We start from the raw sequence: 23,152 nt of genomic DNA, 5'->3' as shown, positions 1-23,152 counted from the left end.
TGTCGCCGGGCAAACACGCACCCTCGCGCCCCGGGGGGACGTCAGCCGCGCAGCATCTCCGCGACCAGGAAGGCCAACTCCAGGCTCTGCTGGGTGTTGAGCCGCGGGTCGCACGCCGTCTCGTAGCGGCCGCCCAGGTCCGCGTCCGAAATGTCTTGGGCGCCACCGAGACACTCGGTGACGTCCTCCCCGGTGAACTCCAGGTGGATGCCGCCGGGGTGAGTGCCCAGCGCGTGATGCACCTCGAAGAACCCCTGTACCTCGTCGACGATCCGATCGAAGTGCCGGGTCTTGTGGCCGGTGGAGGCCTCGTGAGTGTTGCCGTGCATCGGGTCGCACTGCCAGATCACCTGGTGTCCGGTGGCCTGCACCTTCTCGATGATCCCCGGCAGCAGGTCGCGCACCTTGCTGTTCCCCATCCGGCTGATCAGGGTGAGTCGCCCCGGGACATTATGCGGGTCAAGACGTTCCACGTACTCGACTGCCTGGTCCGGTGTGGTGGTAGGACCGAGCTTGACCCCGATCGGGTTGGCGATCACCTCGGCGAGCGCGATGTGGGCGTGATCGAGCTGGCGGGTCCGCTCGCCGATCCACACGTAGTGCGCCGACAGGTCGTAGAGCTGCGGTGTGCCTGCGACGTCAGCCATCCGCAGCATGGCCCGCTCGTAGTCGAGCACCAAAGCTTCGTGGCTGGCGTAGATCTCGGCGGTCTGCAACTCCCGGTCGGCGACCCCGCACGCGCTCATGAACTTCAGGCCACGGTCGATCTCACCGGCCAGGGCCTCGTAGCGGGCACCCGCCGGCGAGGTGCGGACGAACTCCCGGTTCCAGTCGTGCACCAGTTCCAGCGACGCCAGGCCCGACGACGTCAGCGCCCGCACCAGGTTCATCGCGGCGCTGGCGTTGGCGTAGGCCCGCACCAGCCGCGACGGGTCGTGTTCGCGCACCGCGGCATCCGCAGCCAGGCCGTTGATCATGTCGCCGCGGTAAGACTTCAGCCCCAGCGCGTCGATGTCGGCCGAGCGCGGCTTGGCGTACTGACCGGCGATGCGGGCCATCTTGACCACCGGCATGCTGGCGCCGTAGGTCAGCACCACGGCCATCTGCAGCAGGGTGCGGATGTTGCCCTTGATGTGCGGCTCGGTGTTGTCGGTGAAGGTCTCGGCGCAGTCGCCGCCCTGCAGCAGGAATGCCTCCCCGCGGGCGACCTGGGCCAGCTGCGCCTTGAGGCGCTCGATCTCGGACGCCACTGTGATCGGCGGGACGCTCTCCAGCACGGTACGCATGGCCTTGGCCTGGTCGGCGGGCCAGCTGGGTTGCTGGACGGCCGGCCGGGCCAGCGCGGCGTCGAGGCGCTCGCGCAGATCCGCGGGCAGCGGCGGCAACGCCGGCAGCTGGTCGATGGGTACGTCAACGGTCCAGTTCACCCGACCATGGTAGCCGGGTGCCGACCCGCCCTGATCAGGCCAGTTCGCTGCCGGTGATGACCTGGAAACGGCGCAGCTGGTCGCGGGCGTCCACCAGCGCATCGTGACTGCCGGTCGACCGAGGTGGCAGGGGCGGCTGGTCCCGGTCCTCCCACAGTTGTTTGAGCTCACGGGTAAAACGTGGGATCGGCGCCGGCAGATCGGGCATGGTGCCCCACAACTGGCAGAGCACCACGTGGTCGTAGGCGCCCACCCAGGCCCACAACTCGATCGGCTCGCCGCGCTCGACGCCGAAGAACTCCTCCAGATCCGCGCGGATCCGGCTGCGCGGCCGCCAGGCCTGTGACGCCGGCGACGGCAGCTTCGGCAGTACATGGGTGCGCACCCACGGCCCCGCCCGATCCGGGTCGAACTCGGTGGAGACCGCATAGTATTCGCGCCCGTCCTCGGCGACCACACCGATCGAGATCAGCTCGATGGTGCGGCCGTCCTCGATGAACTCGGTGTCGTAGAAGTACCTCACTGCCACGGCCCGCCCGGCCGGTGGATCCGCGGAATCGCGACCGGCATGGTGGGCGCAGATGCCTCCGACACCGCCCGGTTGGGGCCCGGCCGGCCCGGCGCTCCGGCGGCGGGCGCCCGCCGGACGGGAGGCCTGCCGATGGGGACCTGCTGCCGGGGAGCCATGAACTGCACCGTCGGCGCCGACGCGGCCCGCACCTCACGGTCGAGCTCGGCGTCGACGGCGCGCTCATCGGGCACCTGGGGCCGGCCCGCGATCGCGTCCTGCAACCAGAGCTTGGCCGCAATCGCCGGGCGGCGCAGCCGGCGCTCGCGCTCCAGCGCACGGTGCATCCGGTCCCGACGAGTCAGGTAGCGCCAGCGGGCCCAGGGCGCGTGCGGCCGCGACAACCGCACCGCGCCCACCACCAGCAGCGGAAAGAAGAACATCCCGATCAATCCGGTCCACACCTTGCCTTTCAACAACACCATCACGCCCAGCGGCAACGCCATCACCAGGCTGGCGATCACACCCGCGTGGATCAGCGGCGACGAGGTGTCGTGCCACGTCGACAGCACAAACGTCAGCGGATGAAAGCCCAGCACCAGGAGCCCGGTGACCGCGGCGGCGGCGAACACGGCGTCCACCGAGGCACGGCCGTCCTCCTCCCAGTACACGTCCGACAGGTGCAGGATCAGCGCGTACTCGTCGAGCACCAGGGCCGCCCCGATCCCGAACGCTATCGCGGCCAGGCTGAACGCCGGCTCGTGCGCGTTCGGCCCGGCGGCCACCAGGGTCACCCCGGCGACCATCACCAACACCACCCCGAAGACCACGTGGTGGATGTGCTTGGACCCGAAGTGCAGATTGCGTGGCTGCCACCAGCGGGGCGGACGGGGGTTGTCGGCTTGGCTGCGGATGTAGCGCACCACCGAGCGGGTCACCAGAAACGTCACCAGGAAGGCCAGCAGACAGCACAGCAATGGCAGTCTGCCACGGCCGATGATGTCGTCGCGGAACCATTCCAGCACCTAATGCAACGTACGCCCTCGCGGCACACCACGCCCGGATCGCCACAGGCGTGCCTCGGTATAACGTCGCTACCCGATAGGCTGTGCTGCGACATGACTACATCGCGGCCGCCCGACCCGGGCCGTCGGCACGGGGGCATCAGCGGTTGGGCCGTTTGGTGGATCTTCACGCTGCTGACGGTTACGGCTCTGGGCTACACGACGTGGCGGGCGCTGGGCAGCACGCCGTACCACATCGACGTCGACGTCTACCGGATGGCGGCACAGGCCTGGCGTGCGGGCCGGCCGCTCTACGGCGAGGACTGGTTCCAAACCCAGATCGACGGGACGGTGCTGCCGTTCACCTATCCCCCGATCGCCGCGGTGTTGTTCGCCCCCCTTACCTGGGTGTCGCTGGGCACCGCGGCCGCCGCGCTGACCATCCTCTCGACGCTGCTTCTGGTGGTCTCGATCACCATCGTGCTCACCGGCCTGGGGGTCCGCTTCGACGCGCGGCCCGGCAGCGGGCCGGACTGGTGGCACCGCGGTGTGGTGGCGGTGGCGATCGTGGCGGCGTCCATCTGGTTGGACGCCGAACCGATCTGGGCCAACTTCGACTTCGGCCAGGTCAATGCGGTGTTGATGACGCTGGTGATCGCCGACTGTGTGCCACGGCGCACCTACTGGCCGCGCGGCGCGCTGCTGGGTGTCGCGGTGGCGCTGAAGCTGACCCCGGCGGTGTTCCTGCTCTACTTCCTGTTACGCCGCGACAGGCGCGCCGCGATGACCACCGTGGTGTCGTTCCTGGCGGCGACCTTGGTGGGGTTCGCGATGGCCTGGAGCGACTCCTGGCAGTACTGGACGCACACCGTCCGCGACACCGACCGCATCGGTGGGGCGAGCCTGAACACCAACCAGAACCTGGCCGGCGCGCTGGCTCGGCTGCCGCTGGACGACCACGTGCGCTCCGTGCTGTGGCTGGCGGGTTGCCTGCTGGTGCTCGCGGCGATGTGGTGGGCGGCCCGGCAGGTGATCGCCGCCGGTGAGCCGATTTTGGCGCTGGTCTGCGTGGCACTGTTCGGGTTGGTGGTGTCACCGGTGTCGTGGTCGCACCATTGGGTGTGGATGCTGCCGGCCGTGGTGGTGACGGTGGTGGTGGCCTACCGGCATCGAGCGGTCGGGCTGGGCGTGCTCAGTGTGGTGGGGGTGGCGCTGATGATGCGCAGTCCGATCGAGTTGCTGCCCGAACATCACGAGGCCGGCGCGGCGTGGTGGCGCCAACTGGCCGGGACGTCCTACGTGTGGTGGGCGCTGGCGATGATCGTCACGGCCGGCGCGACGCTGCGGCCCGGCCCCCGGACGAGTCCGGATCAGCCCGCCGCGGTCTCCGGAAACCGGGCAACCGGCTGACCTGTTGCCCCGTCCTGTTGCGGGACACCGTTTTTGACGCTGGCGGCGTAGATGTCGACGTATTCCTGGCCGGACAGCCGCATCAGCTCGTAGATCACCTCGTCGGTGACAGCACGTTCGATGAAACGGTTGTCGGCCATCCCCTCGAAACGGGAGAAGTCCATCGGCTCGCCGAAGCGGACCGTGACCCGGCCGAAGCGCAGCATCTTGGTGCCGGGCGGGTTGACGACGTTGGTACCGACCATCACGACCGGGATCACCGGGACGCCCGTGTGCAGCGCGAGCCGGGCCAGTCCGGTCTTGCCCTTGTACAGCCGGCCGTCGGGCGAGCGGGTGCCCTCGGGATAGATACCGAGCAGCTTGCCCTGCGCCAGGATCCGCTGGGCGGTGGTCAGCGCGGCCTGCGCGGCGTCAGAGTCGTTGCGGTCGATGGGAACCTGCCCGACTGCGGTGTAGAACGCGCGAGTCAGCCAGCCCTTGATCCCGGTGCCGGTGAAGTATTCCGACTTGGCCAGGAAGGTGATCCGCCGGCGCACCACCAGTGGCAGATAGAAGCTGTCCATGACGGCCAGGTGATTGCTGGCCAGGATGGCCGCACCCTCGTCAGGGATGTTCTCCAGGCCCTCGACTTTCGGCCGCCCGATCAGAGCCAGCAGAGGCCCGAAGAAGACGTACTTGACCAACCAGTACCACATGGCCCCTCCCTCCTACCCCGACTCGGCGGCCGTGTTCGCGCCAACTTTACCGACCGGGCGTGGCTAGGGCCACACGGTGATTCGTCACAGCGCGAATTCCGTGGAATTCCTCAGCTTTCGGTCTTTCAGGTTTCGGTTTCGATGGTGACCGGAATGGGTTCATAGCTGGGCCGGGCCGGCGGCTGCCCGCCACCACCGTCTCCGCCGGGCGGGCCGGGGTCGGGCGGGCGTGGCGCCCCGCCCGTCGGGTCGGCCTCCCCCACCACCGCGCGGATCACCTCATACAGCGCGACGCTGTGCTCGGCGACGATGGTGAGCAGCGGATGTTCTTCCCCGGTTACCAGCGCTGCCAGGGCGCACACCGGGCACCACACCTGTTGGCATTTGCCCGGGCCGTCGCCGGCGGCCGCCAGCAGCGCCGCGGCACGCACCGCCGGGTCGAGTCGATCCAGGATCGCCTGGGCGAGCTTGCGCAGCTCGGGCCCGAGCTCACCCAGATCCGGGTGCGCGCCAGCGTTCAACGTCGCACCTCCTCATCGCCAGTCACCGGCCACACGTCCGGATCCGGCCGGAAGCGCACCGTCAGTTCGCTGCCACGCAGCGTTGCGTCCACGACCGTGCACCGCCGCAGCACCGACGCCAACCGAACCCGACGTCGGGTGCCACCCGCACCGATGATCAGATCGTCTCCGGATCGCCCCAGGCTCAGCGCACCGGAATCGACCTGGGGTAACTCTAGCCGCAGTCGATACACCGCCCCCAGCCCGGAACCGGACTCCCGGTCGACCACCGGCCGCACCGGACCCGGTGGCGCCGACCCGTCGCGGCGGCGGCTGTTCGCGAGCAGATCACCCAGCGCCTTGGGGCCGATCGGCTCACCCGCCAGGTGCGGGACCAGCACCATCGCCACATCGCCGATGGCGCGGTCGACCTCTTCGAGGACACTGCTCTGTTCACCGATCCGCTCGGCGTACCAGTCGAACGCGGGGTGGGCCGGCAGGTTGGTGTAGACGTACGAATCGTCCTGCAACAAAATCTGATTGACGATCAGCTCTGCGACCCGCACACCCGTCAGCGACAGCGCCCCCAGGGTCCGGATGGCTTCGGCGGCCACCACGCGCTCGGCGGTCAGCACCAGGTGCGCCGTGACCGTCGTCTCATCGGTCAGCCGCTCGGCAAGCCGCTCGGCGGCGCGGCTGATCCGTTCGATCAGCTCGACCAGGGCGGTCGACCGGGGGTCCTCGGTTCCGCTGAGCCGACGGTGCCGCGGCCAGGACCGCTCGGCGTAGAGCGCCACGGTCGCCGGCAGGGTCAGCATCCGCATCGCATCGGCGGTGGACGCGCAGTCGACGACGACCCGGTCCCATTGCCCACTGTCTGCGAGTTCGCCGACCTCGTGCAGGCCCAGCACCTCCTGGACACCGGGAAGCGCCGAAAGTTCTTCGGGCGCAACGCTGCCCAGATCCGACTCCGGGAACCGTACGGCCAAGACGTCGACCACGCCGGCCCAGTGCCGCTCAAGCAGAGCCAGCGTGTCCAGCGCCAGCACGTCCAAGCGCCCACCGCCGGCTCCGGCGTCATCGACGGCCACCGGGATGGGGTCCCGGGCACCGCTGGGGGGCACCGGCAGGCCGAGCACGTCCCCGACCGAATGGGCCTGGTCGGTGGAGATCAGCAGCACCCGGTCTCCAGCGCATGCCAACGAGACAGCGGTCGCCGCCGCACACGTGGACTTGCCTACGCCGCCCTTGCCGACGAACAGACTGATCGCAGCCACCGGGAGCGCGGCCGTTCCTGCCTCAGGCGGCCTCACTCAGCCTCTGCTCGCTTCTTCAGGTCCTTCAGTGCGGTGTCGGTCAGCCGCCGCTCCGCTTTGCGCTTGAGCAGGCCGATCATCGGAATCATCAGATCCACCGACAACTCGTATAGAACCTCGGTTCCGGATCCCTTGGGCGTCAGGCGATATTCGCCGTTGAGGGCTTTCAGGAGCGAACTCGACGCCAAGGACCAGCGCACCGATCGACGGTCCGCCGACCAGTCGTAGTCCAGCACCATGGTGTCCTTGATCACGGCTGCGTCGAGCACCAGCCGCGCCACCTTCGGGTAACCGTCGGCATCGGTTTCGAGCACTTCGGCCTCGGTGTACTCCGAGACCCAGTCGGGGTAAGCGCCGATGTCGGCGATCACCTTCATCACCGTGTCCGGATCCGCCGCGATGTAGATCGTCTGAGCTGTCTTATCCGCCACGTACTTACTTCCCTAACTCGCTCGCGCCTGCCGCCGGCCCTCGGCAGAGACGGTACCTCGCCGGCCCCGGCGAAGCCGGGTCAACTGACGGCGATCGGAGGGACCCCCACCGGCCGGGAACGCTCAAGGCGGTCCTTGACTTCGAAGGCCATCCGCTTGCCGGCCACCCGGCGGCGGTGGTTCAGCTTCGCCAGGTTCAGCCGGGCCAGCTGCCGGCCGGTCACACCGGTGGGTTCGGCATGCAGGAAGTAGTGCAGCAGTACGCCGTCGAGCATCGGCTCCAGCCAGATCTCCATAGTGCCGGTCAGCGGCCCGCTCACCGTCCACCGAATGCCCTTGTCGGCGCGATCCTCGACCACCTGCAGCTGCAGGTCGGGCCACCACCGCTGCCAACTCGACGGGTCGCCGACTGCCGCGCCGACCTGCTCGCCGGAAGCGGCGACGAACGTCTCGTCGGCAACCTGGATACTGTTCATGGCCCGCAAGCGTATCGAATACGTTTGCTGAACAAACCTCCGCTATCACTGCTGCGGGCCGCTGCCGGGGCTCAATCTCTCCCGGTGGGTGAACCGCAACGTGAACACCGTCACGCTCATCATCAGGCGGCGACTAGGCTGAGCGGATCGACACCCAGGTTGGCAAGAGAGGTCATCGCAATGCGTGAGTTCAGTGTTCCCGCGCCGTTCACCGTCGAGGAGCACGACAACGTCGCCGCGGTCGTCTTCGAGCACGAGCGCAACAGTCCCGACTTCGTCATCTACCAGCGTCTCGTCGACGGGGTCTGGACGGATGTCACCTGCGCCACCGCCGCCGCGCAGATCCGTTCGGCCGCGCTGGGCCTGATCAGCCAGGGCGTGGCGGCCGGCGACCGGGTAGTCATCTTCTCGGCGACACGCTACGAGTGGGCCATCCTGGACTACGCGATCCTGTCCATCGGCGCGGTGACCGTACCGATCTACGAAACGTCGTCGGCCGAGCAAGTCCGATGGGTGATGCAGGACTCCAGCGCGGTGGTGGCGTTCGCCGAAACCGACGCCCACGCCAAGATCGTCAACGAACTCGCCGGCGACCTGCCCGCGCTGCGGCGGGTGCTGACCATCGACGGCTCGGGCGCCCAGGCCCTCGACGAGCTCAGCGAGGCCGCCGCCGGCCAAGACCCGGCACAGCTCACCGCGCGGATCGACGCGCTGCGGGCCACCGACGCGGCGACGCTGATCTACACCTCGGGCACCACCGGGCGGCCCAAGGGCTGCCAGCTCACCCACTCCAACATCCTCCACGAGCTGCGCGGCACGCAGGCTGCGCTGCCCACCCTGCTGGCTCCCGGCCAGCGCCTGCTGGTCTTCCTGCCGTTGGCGCACGTCCTGGCCCGTGCACTGAGCATCGCGGCCTTCGCCAATAAGGTGACGGTCGGGTTCACCAGTGACATCAAGAACCTGGTGCCGATGTTCTCGGTGTTCAAGCCAACGGTGGTGGTCTCGGTACCGCGGGTGTTCGAGAAGGTGTACAACACCGCCGCCCAGAACGCCGCCAACGACGGCAAGGGCCGCATCTTCGAGATCGCGGCCCAGACCGCGGTGGACTGGAGCGAGGCCATCGATCACGGCGGGCCGGGCCTGTTGCTGCGCGCCAAGCACGCCCTGTTCGACAAGCTCGTCTATCACAAGTTGCGCACGGCGCTGGGCGGCAACTGCCGCGCCTCGGTCTCCGGTGGGGCGCCGCTGGGCGAACGGCTGGGCCACTTCTACCGTGGTGTCGGCCTGTCCATCTACGAGGGCTACGGGCTGACCGAGACCACCGCCGCCATCACCGTCAACCCGGTCAGTGGCATGAAGGTGGGGACCGTCGGAAAGCTGGTGCCCGGCAACAGCATGCGCGTCGCCGAAGACGGCGAGTTGCTGGTGCGCGGCGGAGTGGTGTTCAACGGCTACTGGCGCAACGAGCAGGCCACCGCCGATGCGTTCACCGACGGCTGGTTCCGGACCGGCGACCTGGCCCACATCGACGCCGATGGCTACCTGAAGATCACCGGCCGTAAGAAGGAGATCATCGTCACCGCCGGCGGCAAGAACGTCGCCCCCGCGGTGCTCGAGGACCAGCTGCGCGCGCACCCGCTGATCAGCCAGGCGATGGTCGTCGGTGACGCCAAGCCGTTCATCGGCGCGCTGATCACCATCGACCCCGAGGCCATCGAGGGCTGGAAGCAGCGCAACAGCAAGGCCGACACCGCCACGGTGGCCGACTTGACGACCGACCCCGACCTGATCGCCGAGGTGGACGCGGCCGTCAAGCAGGCCAATCTGGCGGTCTCGCACGCCGAGTCGATCCGAAAGTTCCAGATCCTGCCGGTCGACTTCACCGAGGCCACCGGCGAGCTGACGCCCACGATGAAGGTGAAGCGCAACGTGGTCGCGGAGAAGTTCGCCGACGCGATCGAGGCGATCTACGCCAAGGGCTGACCAGCGGTTCAGCGAGGCTCGACGAAGGAGAGCCGAAGCTGGGACCGCCGCATGAACCAGCTTCAGGCTTGCAGCAGGTCGGCCATCCTCCCGGCCAGGGTGTCCCAGCGCCAGTGCCCCGTCACCCATTCGCGACCGGCGGCACCCATCGCAGCGGCCCGGTCGGGGTCGGCGAGCAATCCCGCGACGGCATCACCGATCTGAGCTACGGCCCGGCCCTCGACCACCAGCCCGGTCCGGTTGTGCAGGACGGTTTCGGGGGCGCCACCCGAGTTGCCGGCGACCACCGGGACGCCGGCCGCCGACGCCTCCAGGAACACGATGCCCAGACCCTCCACGTCAAGCCCGGCACCGCGGGTGCGGCACGGCATCGCGAACACGTCGCCGAGTAAGTAGTAGGCCGGCAGCTCGGCCGCCGGAACACCGCCGGTGAAGGTCACCGCATCGGCAACCCCGCACTCGCCGGCCAGCTTGTGCAGCGTCTCGGCGTAGGGTCCGCCGCCGACGATCACCAGCGCCGCGCCGTCGACGCGTTGCCGAATCGCCGGCAGGGCCCTGATCAGCATGTCCTGGCCCTTGCGGGGTACCAGTCGCGATACGCAGACCACGGTGGGACGCTCCCCCAGCCCATGCCGGGCCCGTAGTTCGGCGCGGGCAGCGGGGTCGGGACGGAACCGGTCGGTGTCCACTCCGGGCGGCAGATGCTCCAGCGCGGCGTCGGGGCCGAACGCCGAGGCGAACCGCCCGCGGGTGTAGTGGCTGACGAAAGTGACGGTGTCGCAGGACTCACCGATCCGGCGCAGCACCGAGCGGGCCCCCGGCAGCATCGACCAGCCGACCTCGTGACCGTGTGTGCTGGCCACCACCCGGGTGGCGCCGGCAGCGCGCGCCCGGTTCGCCAGCAACGCCAGCGGGGCGGCCGCACCGAACCAGACGGTCTGGGCGCCCAGGTCGCCGATGAGCCGGCGCATCCGGGAGTCGACGGCCGGGCCCGGCAACATCAGCGTGCCGGGATGGCGCACCACCTGATAGCCGGCCGATTTCGCGGCGCCGTCAAAGGCGTCGGCGCCCTTCCACTGCGGCGCGTACACCGTCACGTCGTGTCGCCCGCTGCCGGCGATGCGGCGCACCAGCTCTTCCAGGTAGCACTGGATGCCGCCGGGGCGCGGCGGAAAATCGTTGGTTACCAGCAGGACCCGGCTCACTGCAGGGATGCTAGCGGGCTGACGATGCGGGCCGCCCGCGGCCCGGGGGTGGCGCTCAACCCCGCCACCGCTGCCACCCGGCAAGCAACTCGGGCAGGTCCACGCCGAGCACCAGCGGCACCGCCACCGCCGGCGGCACATGCCCGGGACCGCAGGCGGTCAGGTAGAGCTCGCGCAGCTTGGCCGTCCCGAAGCGGTCGGCCACAAAACGAGCGAACTCCCACGCCCGGTCATAGGCCTGCGCCCGACGCGGTCCGGGCGCATCCAGGTCGGCATCCGAGGGCAGCGCGAGCACCGGCCCCGCCGGCCCGATCGCCCGGTCCCCGGTGGGCCGCGCGACGAAATCGGCTACGCCCTCGGTGAGCCAGCGCGGCGCATCGAGCGCGGTATCGGTCCGGGCCGCGTAGTGAAAAAGCTCGTGGGTCAACACGATTCGCAACGCCGGTGTGCTCATCGCATTCGCACCAGGCGCGAAGACTATTCGTTGACCAACTGCTGTCCGACGCTCCGGGTCCACCCGGTCGGCGACCGCGACCGCGGCGACATCGGCCCACTGCGCAACATCAGCGCTGTCGTGACCGGCAAGCTCGACGAACTGCCGATCCGAGCCGGTCGCCGTGACCTGAATGCGGTGCGTCCAGTCGGTCCCCCAGAACGCTTCGACCGCGTCGACGGCGGGCCCGATGTTTGCGGTCACCCGCGACAGCAGCTCTTCGCCGGGCTGGCCCCCGAGATTCTCCAGCACGACGCTGCGGTCATCGCCCACGATCAGCGGCACAGCTGCCGGCCGGCGAGCAGCTGCGCCCAGCAGCGCACCACCGCTGATCAGCTCGACAGCCAACAGCGCCGCAAGCAGGCGGCGGATTCCCCGGCGCTCAGTAACGGCGGGCGTTGTGGATCGGGCCGGAGGAGTTCATCGGCACCACCCGGACCGGCTGACCAAAGGTGGACGAGTGGATCATCATGCCGTCGCCGACGTAGATACCCGAGTGCGACGCATCTGAATAGAAGGTCAGCACGTCACCGGGCTGCAGGTCTGACAGCGACACCGGCTGCCCGCCGTTGGCCTGCGCCTGGCTGGAGTGCGGCAAGTTGATGCCGGCCTGGTGGAACGCCCACATCACCAGCCCGGAGCAGTCGAATCCGCCCGGCGCGGCCCCGCCCCAGACATAGGGCGTGCCGACCTGGGTCAACGCCGCCTGGACGGCGGTCGCGGCGGCTCCGCCACCGGGCCCGCCCCATGCCCCGTCCATCGGAGGCGGCGCATCGGAGCCGGGCATCGGGAATCCCGGGAATCCGGGTGCCGGCGGCACGCCCTCGGGGGCGGGCTCTCCCGGTACGGCTTCGGGCACCGGGCCGGGTGCTGCCATCGCGGTGCGCTGCTGCGGCGTCAGTGCGTAGTACTGCGATTTCACCACCGAGATCTGCAGTTGCAGACGGCTTTGGCGGGCCTGCAGCTCGGCGCGCACCGCGGCGGCCTGCTCGGCTGCCGTGCGGGCGTCGTCAGCCGACTTGGCGGACGCCTGCTCGGCCTGATCGGCCTGTTCGCTGGCGGTACGGAAACGGTCCAGTTGCACCGACAGGTCGCCGGCCACCACCCGCTGCACGCCGAGCTTGTCGATCAATTGTTGCGGCGACTCGGCGGTCAGGATGGCGTCCGCGCCGCCGACCCGGCCCCCCATGTAGGTGGTGGCGGCGAAGCGGTTGACGGCCGCTCGGTAGGTGGACAGCTGGTCCCGGGCCGCGTCCAGGGCGGCTTGATCGGCGGCGTGCGCGGTGTCCGCGGCCTGCTGCGCGGCGAGCTTCTCATCGAGATTGAGCTGCGCGGTGTGCATGGCCTCAGTGGTCTGTTCGGCCTGCCGGGACAGTTCGCTGAGCTTCGCCAGGGCGTCGTCGGCGGGGTCTGCGTGGACGTTTCCGACCAATACGCTGCTCAGAGTCGTGATACCGGCCAGCAAACCGGCTGCGGCGCCGAGGGCTGGGCGCCTCAAAGCACGCAGACGCCACTGCATACGTTCGAGCTCCAAGATTGCATCCTTAACACTGCCCAGGGAGGCACGGGGGTTGTGCCGCCGCCGAAACGTAAGGTCTCGAATAGGTTACGGAATGGCAACGCCGTTGTCCATCACGAGTTGCCCACATTAACAGTCGGGATTGTGAAAATCGTAAGACGGCTCGCCGGCGGTCCGGCCCTGGTCAGGCCACTCCCGGGCGGCGCAACGGCCCGCGCTCACCGCGGATCGGCACCAGCCGCAGTCGGGGCGCCATCCCGGCCTCGGCAAGCACATCCAGCGCCGCCCGCTCGTCTTCGAGTAGCTCGTTGGGCACCCCCAGCAACACGCTGACCACACAGTCGCGGCAGGCCGGTCCGCGCACCGCGCAGTCATCGCAGTCGATCACCATCGGATCCGCATCCACCCGGCGGGCGCCGCGGTCATCCGAGTGTCCCGAGATCTGTCCCATGACGATTCCTCTCGATCAGTTGCCGGCACGCTAACTCCGGGCACCGACAACCTCTCGCTTCATTGCGGCGGCCGCTCCTTCACCTCGCCTCCGGCGAGCCTCGCTGAACCGGGGGTGTCGGTGCGCCCGCCTACGGTTCGGCCATGACCTCCGGCTCTGACACCGGGCAGCTGAGCTTCGTCCAGTTCGAAGCCGAACTCGAAGCTGCCCCGGCCACCCTGCGGGACACCACGTTCGTGGTGGTGGACCTGGAGACCACCGGCGGCCGGGCCTCGGCCGGCGGCGACGACGACGCGGACGCCATCACCGAGATCGGCGCGGTCAAGGTGCGTGGCGGGGTGGTGGAGGGCGAGTTCGCCACGCTGATCAACCCGCAGCGCGGCATTCCGCCGCAGATCGTCCGGCTCACCGGAATCACCACCGCCATGGTCTACGACGCGCCCACGATCGACGCCGTGCTGCCGTCCTTCCTCGAGTTCGCCGGATTCGACCGCGGGTCGGTGCTGGTCGCCCATAACGCCGGGTTCGACGTCGGGTTCCTGACCGCCGCCGCACGCCGCTGCGAATTGGCCTGGCCGCGGCCGCCGGTGCTGTGCACGGTGCGGCTGGCGCGCCGGGTGCTCAGCCGCGACGAGGCGCCCAGTGTCCGGCTTGCCGAGTTATCCCGGCTGTTCGCGGTCAGCACCACGCCCACCCACCGAGCGCTCGACGACGCCCGCGCCACCGTCGACGTCCTGCACGCGCTGATCGAGCGGCTCGGCAACCAGCAGGTCAGCACTTTCGTCGACCTGCGCGCGTATCTGTCGCACACCACACCGGCCCAGCGCCGCAAGCGCAGCCTGGCCGTCGGGCTGCCGCACCGGCCGGGCGTCTACCTGTTTCGCGGACCGTCCGACGAAGTGCTCTACATCGGCACCTCCACCAACCTGCGCCGCCGGGTCGCGCAGTACTTCAACGGCTCCGAACGCCGCAGTCGCATCGCCGAGATGGTGGCACTGGCCACCCGGATCGACCACGTCGAATGCGCGCATCCGCTGGAGGCCGGAGTCCGCGAACTGCGGCTGCTGGCCGCCCACGCTCCGCCCTACAACCGACGATCGAAGTTCCCCCGGCGGTGGTGGTGGATCACGCTGACAGACGAGGCTTTTCCACGACTGACCGTGGTGCGCTCCCCCCGCCACCACCGGGCCGTCGGCCCGTTCCGATCGCGGGCCGACGCCGCCGAAACGGCCATCCTGCTAGCACGGTTCACCGGAATCCGAACCTGCACAAGGCGATTGAGCCGCGCCGGTCGGCACTCCTGCCCGCCGGTCGAAGTCGGTCCCTGCCCAGCGACGGCGGACGCCACCGCAGACGAGTACGCCGAAACGGTCGGACGTGCGGCCGCTCTGCTCGACGGCGCCGACAACTCCGCCCTGGGCGCCGCGGTGCAGCAGGTGCACGCGCTGGCCGATCGCGGACACTACGAAAGTGCCGCACGGCTGCGCGACCGCACCGCGGCCGCCATCGATGCCCTGTGGCGCAGCCAACGCGCCCGCGCCCTGGCGGCGCTGCCCGAGCTGGTGGCCGCGGCGCCGGATGGCACCGGTGGGTGGCAGCTCGCGGTGATCCGCCACGGCCGGCTGGCCGCCGCCGGGTGCGCCGCGCGCGGGGTGCCGCCGATGCCCGTCGTCGATGCGATCACCCTGGGGGCCGAGGCGGTGCTGCCCGAGCCGGCGCCGTTGGCCGGAGCTCTGGTCGAGGAGACCATGCTCATCGCCCGTTGGCTGGCAACGCCCGGGGTGCGCATCGTGCGGGTCGCGCCCGCCGACGGCGCCGACGGATGGACCTCGCCGCTGGCTTCGGCCGGGCCGTGGACGTCGTGGGCGGCGCTGGCCCGCTCGGCCCGGCTGGCCTCAGAGCTGGGCGCCGAAGCGGACCCAACGGGCCAGCAACTGTTCGGCCGCGCCGCTGTCGATCGCCTCGGCAGCGCGCGCCAACCCGTCCTCCCAGGCCGGCAACCACTCAGCGCTGCTGGATAACCCGGTATGGGCGACGATCGCCCCGGCGGCGTTGAGCACCACGGCATCCCGCACCGCGCCCTTGGTTCCGGCGAGAACCGAACGGGCCTCCTCGGCATTGGCCTGCGCGTCGCCGCCGAGCAGTTCGCCCACCTCGGCCCGGGCGAATCCGAAACCGGCCGGGTCGAACGTCAGCCGATCGATGGTGCCGGCCTGCACCCGCCAGATGGTGCTGGTCGTGGTGGTGGTCAGTTCGTCGAGGCCGTCATCACCGTGCACCACCAGCACGCTGGACTGCCGCGCCGCGAACACACCGGCCATCACCTCGGCCAACTCTCCGAACGCGCACCCGATCAACCCGGCCCGAGGTCGCGCCGGGTTGGTCAGCGGTCCCAGCAGGTTGAACACCGTGGGGACGCCGATCTCGCGCCGGGCCACCGAGGCGTTGCGATACGACGGCTGGAATTGCGGAGCGAAGCAGAACCCGATGCCGACCTCGGCGACACTGCGCGCCACCTCGTCCGGCCCCAGGTCGATGCGCACCCCCAACGCCTCCAGGGTGTCGGCGCCCCCGGACAGCGAGCCCGCCGACCGGTTGCCGTGTTTGACCACCGGCACACCTGCGGCGGCCACCACGATCGCCGCCATCGTGGACAGATTCACCGTGTTGGCGCCGTCCCCACCGGTGCCCACCACGTCGACGGTGTCGGTGCCGATCTTGTCGGTGGGCACCTTGCGGCCGTAGGCCAGCATGACGTCGGCCAGCTCACCTACCTCGGCGGCGGTCGGGCCCTTCATCTGCATCGCCACGCCGAACGCCGCAATCTGGGCGGACGTGGCGGAACCGGCCATGATCTGCTCCATCGCCCAGGCCGCCTGGCCCGCAGGCAGGTCCCTACCGGACGTCAGGCCGCCCAGCACCTGCCGCCACTGCCCTATCTGCGCTTTCGGCTGCACCGCACTACCTGGCTCGACCACGCGCCGATCGTCGCATGCGGCCTCCGCGACGCCAAAGCCAACCGGAAACAGGGCCCGAAACAGGTTGACGACGCAGCGCTAACAGTGCGCTCACGCGCGCGTAACGGCACAGACAACACCAGTTCAAACGAATTGCCAGCCCCGGGTGGAGATCTACAACTACATAGCGTCATACTTGCGGGGTGACGAGCGCTGTGGGGTCCTCGGGTACTGCCATTACTTCTCGTGTGCATTCGCTGAACCGGCCCAACATGGTCAGCGTCGGCACCATCGTGTGGCTGTCCAGTGAATTGATGTTCTTTGCCGGTCTGTTCGCGATGTACTTCACGGCACGCGCGCAGTCGGGTGGCGCCTGGCCGCCGCCGCCGACGGAGCTGAATCTGTGGCAGTCGGTGCCGGTGACGCTGGTGCTGATCGCGTCGTCGTTCACCTGCCAGATGGGCGTGTTCGCCGCCGAGCGTGGCGACGTGTTCGGGCTGCGCCGGTGGTACCTGCTGACCTTCCTCATGGGACTGTTCTTCGTCTGCGGTCAGGCCTACGAGTACTCCCACCTGATCTCGCACGGCACCACGATCCCGTCGAGCGCCTACGGCACCGTGTTCTACCTGACCACCGGGTTCCACGGCCTGCACGTCATCGGTGGGTTGGTCGCCTTCATCTTCCTGATGCTGCGCACCACGATGAGCAAGTTCACCCCGGCTCAGGCCACCGCCTCGATCGTCGTGTCCTACTACTGGCACTTCGTCGACATCGTGTGGATCGCACTGTTCGCCACGATCTACTTCATCCGATGAGCAACCGCCCGATGAACAGGAGTGTCCGGTTGAAGACACTGAAGAAGTGGGCCCGACCTGGCAACAACGAGACCGTCGCCCGGCGGCGCCTGCGCCGTCGGGTCTCCGGCGGACTGCTGCTGCTGGTAGCCCTGGCCCTGGCCGGCGGGATGGCCGCGCTGCTGACCCCGACCCCGCAGGTCGCGGTTGCCGACGAGTCGTCCTCGGCCCTGCTGCGGACCGGTAAGCAGCTCTTCGACACCTCGTGCGTGAGCTGCCACGGCGCCAACCTGCAGGGTGAGCCGGGCCGCGGACCGAGCCTGATCGGCGTCGGCGAAGCCGCCGTCTACTTCCAGGTCTCCAGCGGCCGGATGCCCGCGGTCCGCGGCGAGGCCCAGGCCCCCCGCACCTACCCGATCTTCGACGACAAGCAGATCGACGCCCTGGGCGCCTATGTGCAGGCCAACGGCGGCGGCCCCACCGTGGTGCGCAACGCCGACGGCAGCATCGCGCAGGCTTCGCTGCGCGGCGACGACCTGGGCCGCGGTGGCGACCTCTTCCGGCTCAACTGCGCGTCCTGCCACAACTTCACCGGCCGGGGCGGCGCGCTGTCCTCCGGTAAGTACGCGCCCGACCTGGAACCGGCCAGCGAGCAACAGATCCTGACCGCGATGCTGTCCGGCCCGCAGAACATGCCGCGCTTCTCCGACCGGCAGATCTCCATGGAAGAGAAGAAGGACATCATCGCCTACGTGAAATCCGTTACCGAGGAACGTGATCCGGGCGGCTACGGGCTCGGCGGGTTCGGCCCGGCTCCCGAGGGCATGGTGATTTGGATCGTCGGCATGGTCGCAGCCATCGCCGCAGCATTGTGGATCGGGGCACGCTCATGAGCAGCAACGACAAGACTGAACTCCCAGATGACGCCGCATTGGCGACGATGACCACCGAGGAGCTGCTGGCTCTCGGCGGCCAGATCGACGGTGTCGACACCGTCTTCAAGGAGCCCCGCTGGCCGGTCGAGGGCACTCGGGCCGAGAAGCGCGCCGAGCGCCGGGTCGCGGCCTGGTTCCTGGCGGGCGGCGGCTTCGGACTGGCCCTGCTCCTGATCTTCCTGTTCTGGCCGTGGGAGTACGCACCGCTGGAGTCCCCGAACGGCCTGGCGTACTCGCTGGCGACTCCGCTGTACGGGCTGACCTTCGGTCTCTCGGTGCTGTGCATCGCGGTCGGTGCGGTGCTGTTCGTCAAGAAGTTCATCCCCGAAGAGATCACCATCCAGGAGCGTCACGACGGCAGCTCCCCCGAGATCGACCGTAAGACGGTGGCGGCCCAGCTGACCGACGCGTTCGAGGGCTCGACGATCGGGCGGCGCAAGCTGCTGGGTGCGTCGCTGGGCGTGGGGTTCGGCGCGTTCGGCCTGGGCACTCTGGTGGCCGGTGCCGGCGGCCTGATCAAGAACCCCTGGAAGCCGGTCGTCGACACCGCCGAAGGCAAGAAGGCCGCGCTGTGGACGTCCGGGTGGACCCCGCGCTACCCCGGCGAGACCATCTACCTGGCCCGCGCGACCGGCCAGAGCACCAACTCGCCGTTCGTCAAGATGCGGCCCGAAGACCTGGACGCCGGCGGCATGGAGACGGTGTTCCCGTGGCGGGAGTCCGACGGCGACGGCACCACCGAGGAATCGAACGAGAAGCTCACCGCGATCATGATGGGCGTCCGTAACCCGGTGATGCTGATCCGTATCCGGCCCGACGACATGCCCAAGGTGGTCAAGCGCCAAGGCCAGGAGAGCTTCAACTACGGCGACTTCTTCGCCTACACCAAGATCTGCTCGCACCTGGGCTGTCCGTCTTCCCTGTTCGAGCAGCAGACCTATCGGATCCTGTGCCCGTGCCACCAGTCGCAGTTCGACGCGCTGCACTTCGCCAAGCCGGTCTTCGGCCCGGCGGCTCGCGCGCTGGCACAGCTGCCGATCACCATTGACGCCAATGGGCATCTGGTCGCCAATGGCGACTTCGTCGAACCTGTCGGACCGGCATTCTGGGAGCGCACCTCATGAGCCCTGCAATCGGCGACCTGCTCGCCCGCCAAGCAGACGACATCGATACCCGGTACCACCCGGCCGCCGCGCTGCGCCGCCAGTTCAACAAGGTCTTTCCGACGCACTGGTCGTTCCTGCTCGGTGAGATCGCGTTGTACAGCTTCATCATCTTGCTGCTGTCCGGCGTCTACCTGACGCTGTTCTTCGACCCGTCGATGGCCGAGGTCATCTACCACGGCGTCTACCAGCCGCTCAACGGCGTGCAGATGTCGCGGGCCTACGAGTCGGCGCTGGACATCTCCTTCGAGGTCCGCGGCGGCCTGTTCGTCCGCCAGCTCCACCACTGGGCCGCGCTGATGTTCGCGGCGTCGATCATGGTGCACCTGGCGCGCATCTTCTTCACCGGCGCGTTCCGCCGGCCGCGCGAGGCGAACTGGGTGATCGGGTCGCTGCTGCTGATCCTGGCCATGTTCGAGGGCTACTTCGGTTACTCGCTGCCCGACGACCTGCTGTCCGGTATCGGTCTGCGCGCCGCGCTGTCCTCGATCACGCTGGGCATGCCGGTGATCGGCACCTGGCTGCACTGGGCGCTGTTCGGCGGCGACTTCCCGGGCACCATCTTGATCCCCCGGCTCTACGCCCTGCACATCCTGCTGATCCCGGGCATCATCCTGGCCCTGATCGGCGTGCACATGGCGCTGGTGTGGTTCCAGAAGCACACCCAGTTCCCCGGCCCGGGCCGCACCGAGACCAACGTTGTCGGTGTGCGGGTGCTGCCGGTCTTCGCGATCAAGTCCGGTGCGTTCTTCGCGATGATCACCGGCATCCTCGGCCTGATGGGCGGGCTGCTGCAGATCAACGCGATCTGGAACCTGGGCCCCTACCGGCCTTCGCAGGTGTCGGCGGGTAGCCAGCCGGACTTCTACATGATGTGGACCGAGGGCCTGGCCCGTCTCTGGCCGGCCTGGGAGTTCTACTTCTGGGGCCACACCGTGCCCGGACCGGTCGGAGTCGCGCTGATCATGGGCGGGGTCTTCATCCTGCTGATGATCTACCCGTTCCTGGAGAAGAAGTTCACCGGCGACTACGCGCACCACAACCTGCTGCAGCGGCCCCGGGACGCTCCGGTCCGCACCGCGATCGGCGCCATGGCGATCAGCTTCTACATGGTGCTGACCCTGGCTGCGATGAACGACATCATCGCGTGGAAGTTCCACATCTCGCTGAATGCGACGACCTGGATCGGCCGTATCGGGATGGTGGTGCTGCCACCGCTGATCTTCTTCGCCACCTACCGGTGGTGCATCGGCTTGCAGCGCAGTGACCGCGACGTGCTCGAGCACGGCGTCGAGACCGGCATCATCAAGCGGCTGCCGCACGGTGCCTACATCGAGCTGCACCAGCCGCTGGGCCCGGTCGACGACCACGGCCACCCCATTCCGCTGGAATACGCCGGTGCGCCGCTGCCCAAGAAGATGAACAAGCTCGGTTCGGGCGGTGCCCCCGGTCGGGGCAGCTTCCTGACGGCCGACCCGGTCGACGAGGACGCCGCGCTCAACGAGGCCGCGCATGCCAGCGAGCGGCGTGCGCTGACCGCGCTGGCCGAGCACCAAGGCGGTAACACCAACGGCCACCACTAGGCCCACTGGGTCCGGACAAGCGGGCAGCCTGCGCAATCTCCTGCGCGGGCTGCCCGTTTTGGTCGGTGCGGCTCCAGAGTTCGACCCGGCGCAGGCACCCGGCGACCCCGTCGCACTGTTCGTCCAATGGTTGTTGCACGCTGTCGACAGCGGCATCGTGGAGCCGCACGCGATGACGTTGTCGACGGTCGGCGCGGCGGCCGGAACCGGCGGCTCGCGGCCGTCGGCGCGGGTGCTGATCCTCAAAGACATCGATGCCGCCGGTTGGCATTTCGGAGTCAGCTCGGCGAGCCGCAAGGGCGCCGACCTCGCCCGCAATCCGGCTGTCTCACTGACGTTTTACTGGCCCGCGCTGGGCCGTCAGGTCAGGGTCGACGGCATTGCCCTCCCCGACCCGCCACCGGTGACTGCCGACGACTTCCTGGCCCGCTCGGAAGGCGCCCGGGCGATGGTGCTCACCGGCCGGCAGAGCGAGCCCTACGACGATCCGGCAGAGATCAGCGAGGCCCTGGCCAAGGCGCACCTGGAGCTCGAACGCTCCCCCACCCTGGTGCCCGCCGAATGGGTGTCGTACGCGGTACAGGCCGACGCGGTCGAATTCTGGCAGGCCGACTCCACCCGCCGGCACCGCAGGCTGCGTTATGAACGTGACGGGACGAGCTGGTCAACGACGCTGCTCTGGCCGTAGCGGAGCCACGGGGCTGGGGCTGTGACGACGGCTCAGCCGAAGCGAGACGGAAGCTCCAGTACCTCACCCAGCCGACGCAGGTACAGCCACGGAATCACCGGCATGGCGGCAGTGCCGACCCCAGCCAGCCCGTAGCAGACCCACGAGCCGGTGTCCTTGCCGACGGCCATCAGGTAGGTGGCCAACGCGACCAGGGTCAAGGCGCCGCCCAGCGCGCTGGCCAGCACCGTGATGCCACGCAGCAGCACCCGATCCACCTGAGCCTGGTTGGGCAGCACCGGGCGTGTGCTGGCCGCCCGCCGGCCCGGAGCGTCGAAACCGCGCTGCGGGAGCGGGGCGTTCTGGCGCAGCGGCTTGGCCGGCGCCGGGGACGGGAAGCCGGGGGGCCGCGGAGGGCTGGGCTGGCGCGCCCGGAGCAGCACCGGGATGGCCGCGAGGATGACCAACGCGGACACCCCGATCACGATGTAGAGCAGGCCGCTGTGCGAACTCTTGGTCGGCTCGTGAAAGCCCCGCCCCAGATCGACGAGCGCCACCGTGGCCGCCACGCTCATGCCCAGCCACGTCAGCCAGATCGCGGCGCACGCGCCCAGCAGGACACGATCGGTGACCTCCGGGGACTGCCCCGGTCGAATGAATCGCTCTACCATGTTCCCGCCGGTCATCCGCAGCTCGTCGCCGGTGCGTCGTTGCTGTTGGAGAACAACACCCTACCGTCACTGCTGGTGATCGAGCAGTTGAGTTTGCTCAGCCGCAGCATGCTGGTGGCCTCCACCGAACCGATCTCGGACTGGGATATCGGGGTCAGGGTCAGCGACCACGGGATGTAGGCGTTGCGCTGCGTGCGACGTTGCCCGGACGCATCCACGTAGGTGATCGTGATCTGGTCGAACGGCGCCTTGGTGCCCGTCACCGAGTAGGTCACCTGCAGCGGCTTCGGCGGGGTGGTCGTGGTGGTCTCCTGCGTCGTGGTCGATGGCTCGGGCGCCGGCTCCTCGCTCGGCGGCGGCGGGGGCGGCGGCTCCTCGCTGCTGGGCGGCGGGGGCGGCGGCTCCTCGCTGCTGGGCGGCGGGGGCGGCGCCGTGGTGCTGGTGCTGGTCCGGGTGATCTCGTCCTGCACCGGCGGCACCGAGACCGTGCTGCTCGTCGTGCCGGGCGTAGCCAGATCGTGAGTCTCGGTGCGGGCGAACAGCAACGCCACCGACACCACCAGGGAGACCGCGGCGATGATCACGGTGACACCGACCACCCACGGCCACCGTGGCGTCTTGGCGTCCAGGTCCGGTTCGTCGGGTGCGTCGTAGTTGTCGTAGTCGTAGAGCCGCGGATCCACCGGAACGTAGGGCCCGCTCAGAAACTGCTCGGATTCGGGAGCCGAATACGCCTGCGAGTAGGCGGTGTTGTCCGGAGCAGCGGCGGTAGGAGTGGCAGCCACGTCGTCAAGCGGCTGGATCTCTCCGCCTGCCTCGGGGGCCAGGTCAGAGGCCGGCTGACCGTTGCCGGAGCCCTCGTCTCCAGAGCCCGCCTCTGGGGGATTCGGCCCGCTCATTCCCGCCTATCCTGTTCAAACCGCCGCGCCACGCCCTGACCGGTTGCGGTCGACATCAACCACCG

The 23,152-nt window shown here is 69.2% G+C and carries 22 protein-coding genes and 1 pseudogene; 8 read left to right on the top strand and 15 right to left on the bottom strand.

What is annotated here, in order from left to right:
• Positions 1 to 41: 41 nt before the first annotated feature.
• The 3 genes from K3U94_RS09555 to K3U94_RS09545 are packed head-to-tail and all read right to left on the bottom strand — an operon-like array spanning position 42 to position 2,960.
• Positions 42 to 1,427, bottom strand: coding sequence for a class II 3-deoxy-7-phosphoheptulonate synthase (locus K3U94_RS09555; RefSeq protein WP_220696334.1), 1,386 nt, complete (start codon positions 1,425 to 1,427; stop codon positions 42 to 44).
• Between the two features lie 34 nt (positions 1,428 to 1,461).
• Positions 1,462 to 1,950, bottom strand: a complete 489-nt coding sequence (locus tag K3U94_RS09550) for a polyadenylate-specific 3'-exoribonuclease AS (RefSeq protein ID WP_220696745.1) — start codon at positions 1,948 to 1,950, stop codon at positions 1,462 to 1,464.
• Entirely contained in the window at positions 1,947 to 2,960 is a 1,014-nt protein-coding gene (locus K3U94_RS09545) for a hypothetical protein (protein ID WP_220696333.1), read from the bottom strand. Before K3U94_RS09545 ends, K3U94_RS09550 begins: the two co-directional genes overlap by 4 nt.
• A gap of 93 nt (positions 2,961 to 3,053) precedes the next feature.
• On the opposite strand from K3U94_RS09545, the gene K3U94_RS09540 reads away from it, so the two are divergent.
• A complete protein-coding gene (locus K3U94_RS09540) occupies positions 3,054 to 4,349 on the top strand; it encodes a glycosyltransferase 87 family protein (RefSeq protein WP_220696332.1) in 1,296 nt (431 codons plus the stop codon).
• Here the strand turns inward: K3U94_RS09540 and K3U94_RS09535 are convergent.
• The 5 genes from K3U94_RS09535 to K3U94_RS09515 form a co-directional block, all read right to left on the bottom strand.
• Complete coding sequence (locus tag K3U94_RS09535) at positions 4,310 to 5,044, bottom strand: lysophospholipid acyltransferase family protein (protein WP_047321051.1); 735 nt, start codon at positions 5,042 to 5,044, stop codon at positions 4,310 to 4,312. The two genes, K3U94_RS09540 and K3U94_RS09535, sit on opposite strands and share 40 nt — an antisense overlap.
• Before the next feature lie 125 nt (positions 5,045 to 5,169).
• On the bottom strand, positions 5,170 to 5,565 hold the full coding sequence (locus K3U94_RS09530) for a hypothetical protein (protein ID WP_220696331.1): 396 nt from the start codon (positions 5,563 to 5,565) through the stop codon (positions 5,170 to 5,172).
• Positions 5,562 to 6,821, bottom strand: a complete 1,260-nt coding sequence (locus tag K3U94_RS09525) for an ArsA family ATPase (RefSeq protein ID WP_230987526.1) — start codon at positions 6,819 to 6,821, stop codon at positions 5,562 to 5,564. The genes K3U94_RS09530 and K3U94_RS09525 overlap by 4 nt, the downstream gene beginning before the upstream one ends.
• Before the next feature lie 32 nt (positions 6,822 to 6,853).
• Positions 6,854 to 7,291, bottom strand: coding sequence for an SRPBCC family protein (locus K3U94_RS09520; RefSeq protein ID WP_047321054.1), 438 nt, complete (start codon positions 7,289 to 7,291; stop codon positions 6,854 to 6,856).
• Between the two features lie 80 nt (positions 7,292 to 7,371).
• On the bottom strand, positions 7,372 to 7,767 hold the full coding sequence (locus K3U94_RS09515) for a polyketide cyclase / dehydrase and lipid transport (RefSeq protein ID WP_047321055.1): 396 nt from the start codon (positions 7,765 to 7,767) through the stop codon (positions 7,372 to 7,374).
• Positions 7,768 to 7,947: 180 nt separating this feature from the next.
• Between K3U94_RS09515 and K3U94_RS09510 the strand changes: the two genes are divergently transcribed.
• A complete protein-coding gene (locus K3U94_RS09510; protein ID WP_220696329.1) occupies positions 7,948 to 9,750 on the top strand; it encodes an AMP-dependent synthetase/ligase in 1,803 nt (600 codons plus the stop codon).
• A 62-nt stretch (positions 9,751 to 9,812) separates the two neighbouring features.
• On the opposite strand, the gene K3U94_RS09505 is transcribed toward K3U94_RS09510, so the two are convergent.
• The 4 genes from K3U94_RS09505 to K3U94_RS09490 all read right to left on the bottom strand — a co-directional run bounded on the left by K3U94_RS09505 (position 9,813) and on the right by K3U94_RS09490 (position 13,418).
• The gene (locus K3U94_RS09505; RefSeq protein ID WP_220696328.1) at positions 9,813 to 10,955 is read right to left on the bottom strand and encodes a glycosyltransferase family 4 protein; all 1,143 of its coding nucleotides are present in this window, start codon (positions 10,953 to 10,955) and stop codon (positions 9,813 to 9,815) included.
• A gap of 55 nt (positions 10,956 to 11,010) precedes the next feature.
• Positions 11,011 to 11,811, bottom strand: a complete 801-nt coding sequence (locus K3U94_RS09500; RefSeq protein WP_434084922.1) for an eCIS core domain-containing protein — start codon at positions 11,809 to 11,811, stop codon at positions 11,011 to 11,013.
• Between the two features lie 19 nt (positions 11,812 to 11,830).
• Entirely contained in the window at positions 11,831 to 12,967 is a 1,137-nt protein-coding gene (gene ripC / locus K3U94_RS09495) for a peptidoglycan hydrolase RipC (RefSeq protein WP_220696743.1), read from the bottom strand.
• A gap of 184 nt (positions 12,968 to 13,151) precedes the next feature.
• The gene (locus tag K3U94_RS09490; protein WP_230987524.1) at positions 13,152 to 13,418 is read right to left on the bottom strand and encodes a hypothetical protein; all 267 of its coding nucleotides are present in this window, start codon (positions 13,416 to 13,418) and stop codon (positions 13,152 to 13,154) included.
• 143 nt (positions 13,419 to 13,561) lie between these two features.
• Here K3U94_RS09490 and K3U94_RS09485 point away from each other — a divergent pair.
• Positions 13,562 to 15,376, top strand: a pseudogene (locus K3U94_RS09485) (DEDD exonuclease domain-containing protein); the annotation flags it as partial.
• Here the strand turns inward: K3U94_RS09485 and trpD are convergent.
• Positions 15,314 to 16,396, bottom strand: a complete 1,083-nt coding sequence (trpD, locus tag K3U94_RS23650; RefSeq protein WP_230987523.1) for an anthranilate phosphoribosyltransferase — start codon at positions 16,394 to 16,396, stop codon at positions 15,314 to 15,316. The pseudogene K3U94_RS09485 and the gene trpD overlap by 63 nt on opposite strands.
• A 182-nt stretch (positions 16,397 to 16,578) precedes the next feature.
• Between trpD and ctaE the strand changes: the two genes are divergently transcribed.
• From ctaE to K3U94_RS09460, 5 genes are read left to right on the top strand one after another with little or no spacing between them, the layout of a single operon-like run.
• Positions 16,579 to 17,190 (top strand): aa3-type cytochrome oxidase subunit III, encoded by a 612-nt coding sequence (gene ctaE, locus K3U94_RS09480; RefSeq protein ID WP_047321060.1) that lies wholly within the window; start codon positions 16,579 to 16,581, stop codon positions 17,188 to 17,190.
• A complete protein-coding gene (qcrC, locus tag K3U94_RS09475; RefSeq protein WP_230987522.1) occupies positions 17,187 to 18,062 on the top strand; it encodes a cytochrome bc1 complex diheme cytochrome c subunit in 876 nt (291 codons plus the stop codon). The genes ctaE and qcrC overlap by 4 nt, the downstream gene beginning before the upstream one ends.
• Positions 18,059 to 19,228, top strand: coding sequence for a cytochrome bc1 complex Rieske iron-sulfur subunit (qcrA, locus tag K3U94_RS09470; RefSeq protein WP_047321089.1), 1,170 nt, complete (start codon positions 18,059 to 18,061; stop codon positions 19,226 to 19,228). The genes qcrC and qcrA overlap by 4 nt, the downstream gene beginning before the upstream one ends.
• Complete coding sequence (gene qcrB / locus K3U94_RS09465; RefSeq protein ID WP_047321061.1) at positions 19,225 to 20,850, top strand: cytochrome bc1 complex cytochrome b subunit; 1,626 nt, start codon at positions 19,225 to 19,227, stop codon at positions 20,848 to 20,850. Before qcrA ends, qcrB begins: the two co-directional genes overlap by 4 nt.
• Before the next feature lie 58 nt (positions 20,851 to 20,908).
• A complete protein-coding gene (locus tag K3U94_RS09460) occupies positions 20,909 to 21,538 on the top strand; it encodes a pyridoxine/pyridoxamine 5'-phosphate oxidase (RefSeq protein ID WP_220696326.1) in 630 nt (209 codons plus the stop codon).
• A gap of 32 nt (positions 21,539 to 21,570) precedes the next feature.
• Here K3U94_RS09460 and K3U94_RS09455 read toward each other — a convergent pair whose 3' ends face one another.
• Complete coding sequence (locus K3U94_RS09455; protein ID WP_434084913.1) at positions 21,571 to 22,203, bottom strand: DUF2561 family protein; 633 nt, start codon at positions 22,201 to 22,203, stop codon at positions 21,571 to 21,573.
• A complete protein-coding gene (locus K3U94_RS09450; protein ID WP_220696325.1) occupies positions 22,200 to 23,087 on the bottom strand; it encodes an MmpS family transport accessory protein in 888 nt (295 codons plus the stop codon). The genes K3U94_RS09455 and K3U94_RS09450 overlap by 4 nt, the downstream gene beginning before the upstream one ends.
• Between the last annotated feature and the right edge of the window lie 65 nt (positions 23,088 to 23,152).

The sequence above is a fragment of the Mycolicibacter heraklionensis genome (assembly GCF_019645815.1).
Classification (GTDB): Bacteria; Actinomycetota; Actinomycetes; order Mycobacteriales; family Mycobacteriaceae; genus Mycobacterium; species Mycobacterium heraklionense.
This window is presented reverse-complemented; position numbering and strand designations above follow the sequence as displayed.

Excerpts from the sequence above, each read along its gene's own strand:
- K3U94_RS09540 (WP_220696332.1), top strand. The coding sequence starts at position 3,054 with ATGACTACATCGCGGCCGCCCGACCCGGGCCGTCGGCACGGGGGCATC.
- K3U94_RS09535 (WP_047321051.1), bottom strand. The coding sequence starts at position 5,044 with ATGTGGTACTGGTTGGTCAAGTACGTCTTCTTCGGGCCTCTGCTGGCT.
- K3U94_RS09515 (WP_047321055.1), bottom strand. The coding sequence starts at position 7,767 with ATGAACAGTATCCAGGTTGCCGACGAGACGTTCGTCGCCGCTTCCGGC.
- K3U94_RS09510 (WP_220696329.1), top strand. The coding sequence starts at position 7,948 with ATGCGTGAGTTCAGTGTTCCCGCGCCGTTCACCGTCGAGGAGCACGAC.
- ripC (WP_220696743.1), bottom strand. The coding sequence starts at position 12,967 with ATGCAGTGGCGTCTGCGTGCTTTGAGGCGCCCAGCCCTCGGCGCCGCA.
- K3U94_RS09490 (WP_230987524.1), bottom strand. The coding sequence starts at position 13,418 with ATGGGACAGATCTCGGGACACTCGGATGACCGCGGCGCCCGCCGGGTG.
- qcrC (WP_230987522.1), top strand. The coding sequence starts at position 17,187 with ATGAGCAACCGCCCGATGAACAGGAGTGTCCGGTTGAAGACACTGAAG.
- qcrA (WP_047321089.1), top strand. The coding sequence starts at position 18,059 with ATGAGCAGCAACGACAAGACTGAACTCCCAGATGACGCCGCATTGGCG.
- qcrB (WP_047321061.1), top strand. The coding sequence starts at position 19,225 with ATGAGCCCTGCAATCGGCGACCTGCTCGCCCGCCAAGCAGACGACATC.
- K3U94_RS09455 (WP_434084913.1), bottom strand. The coding sequence starts at position 22,203 with ATGACCGGCGGGAACATGGTAGAGCGATTCATTCGACCGGGGCAGTCC.
- K3U94_RS09450 (WP_220696325.1), bottom strand. The coding sequence starts at position 23,087 with ATGAGCGGGCCGAATCCCCCAGAGGCGGGCTCTGGAGACGAGGGCTCC.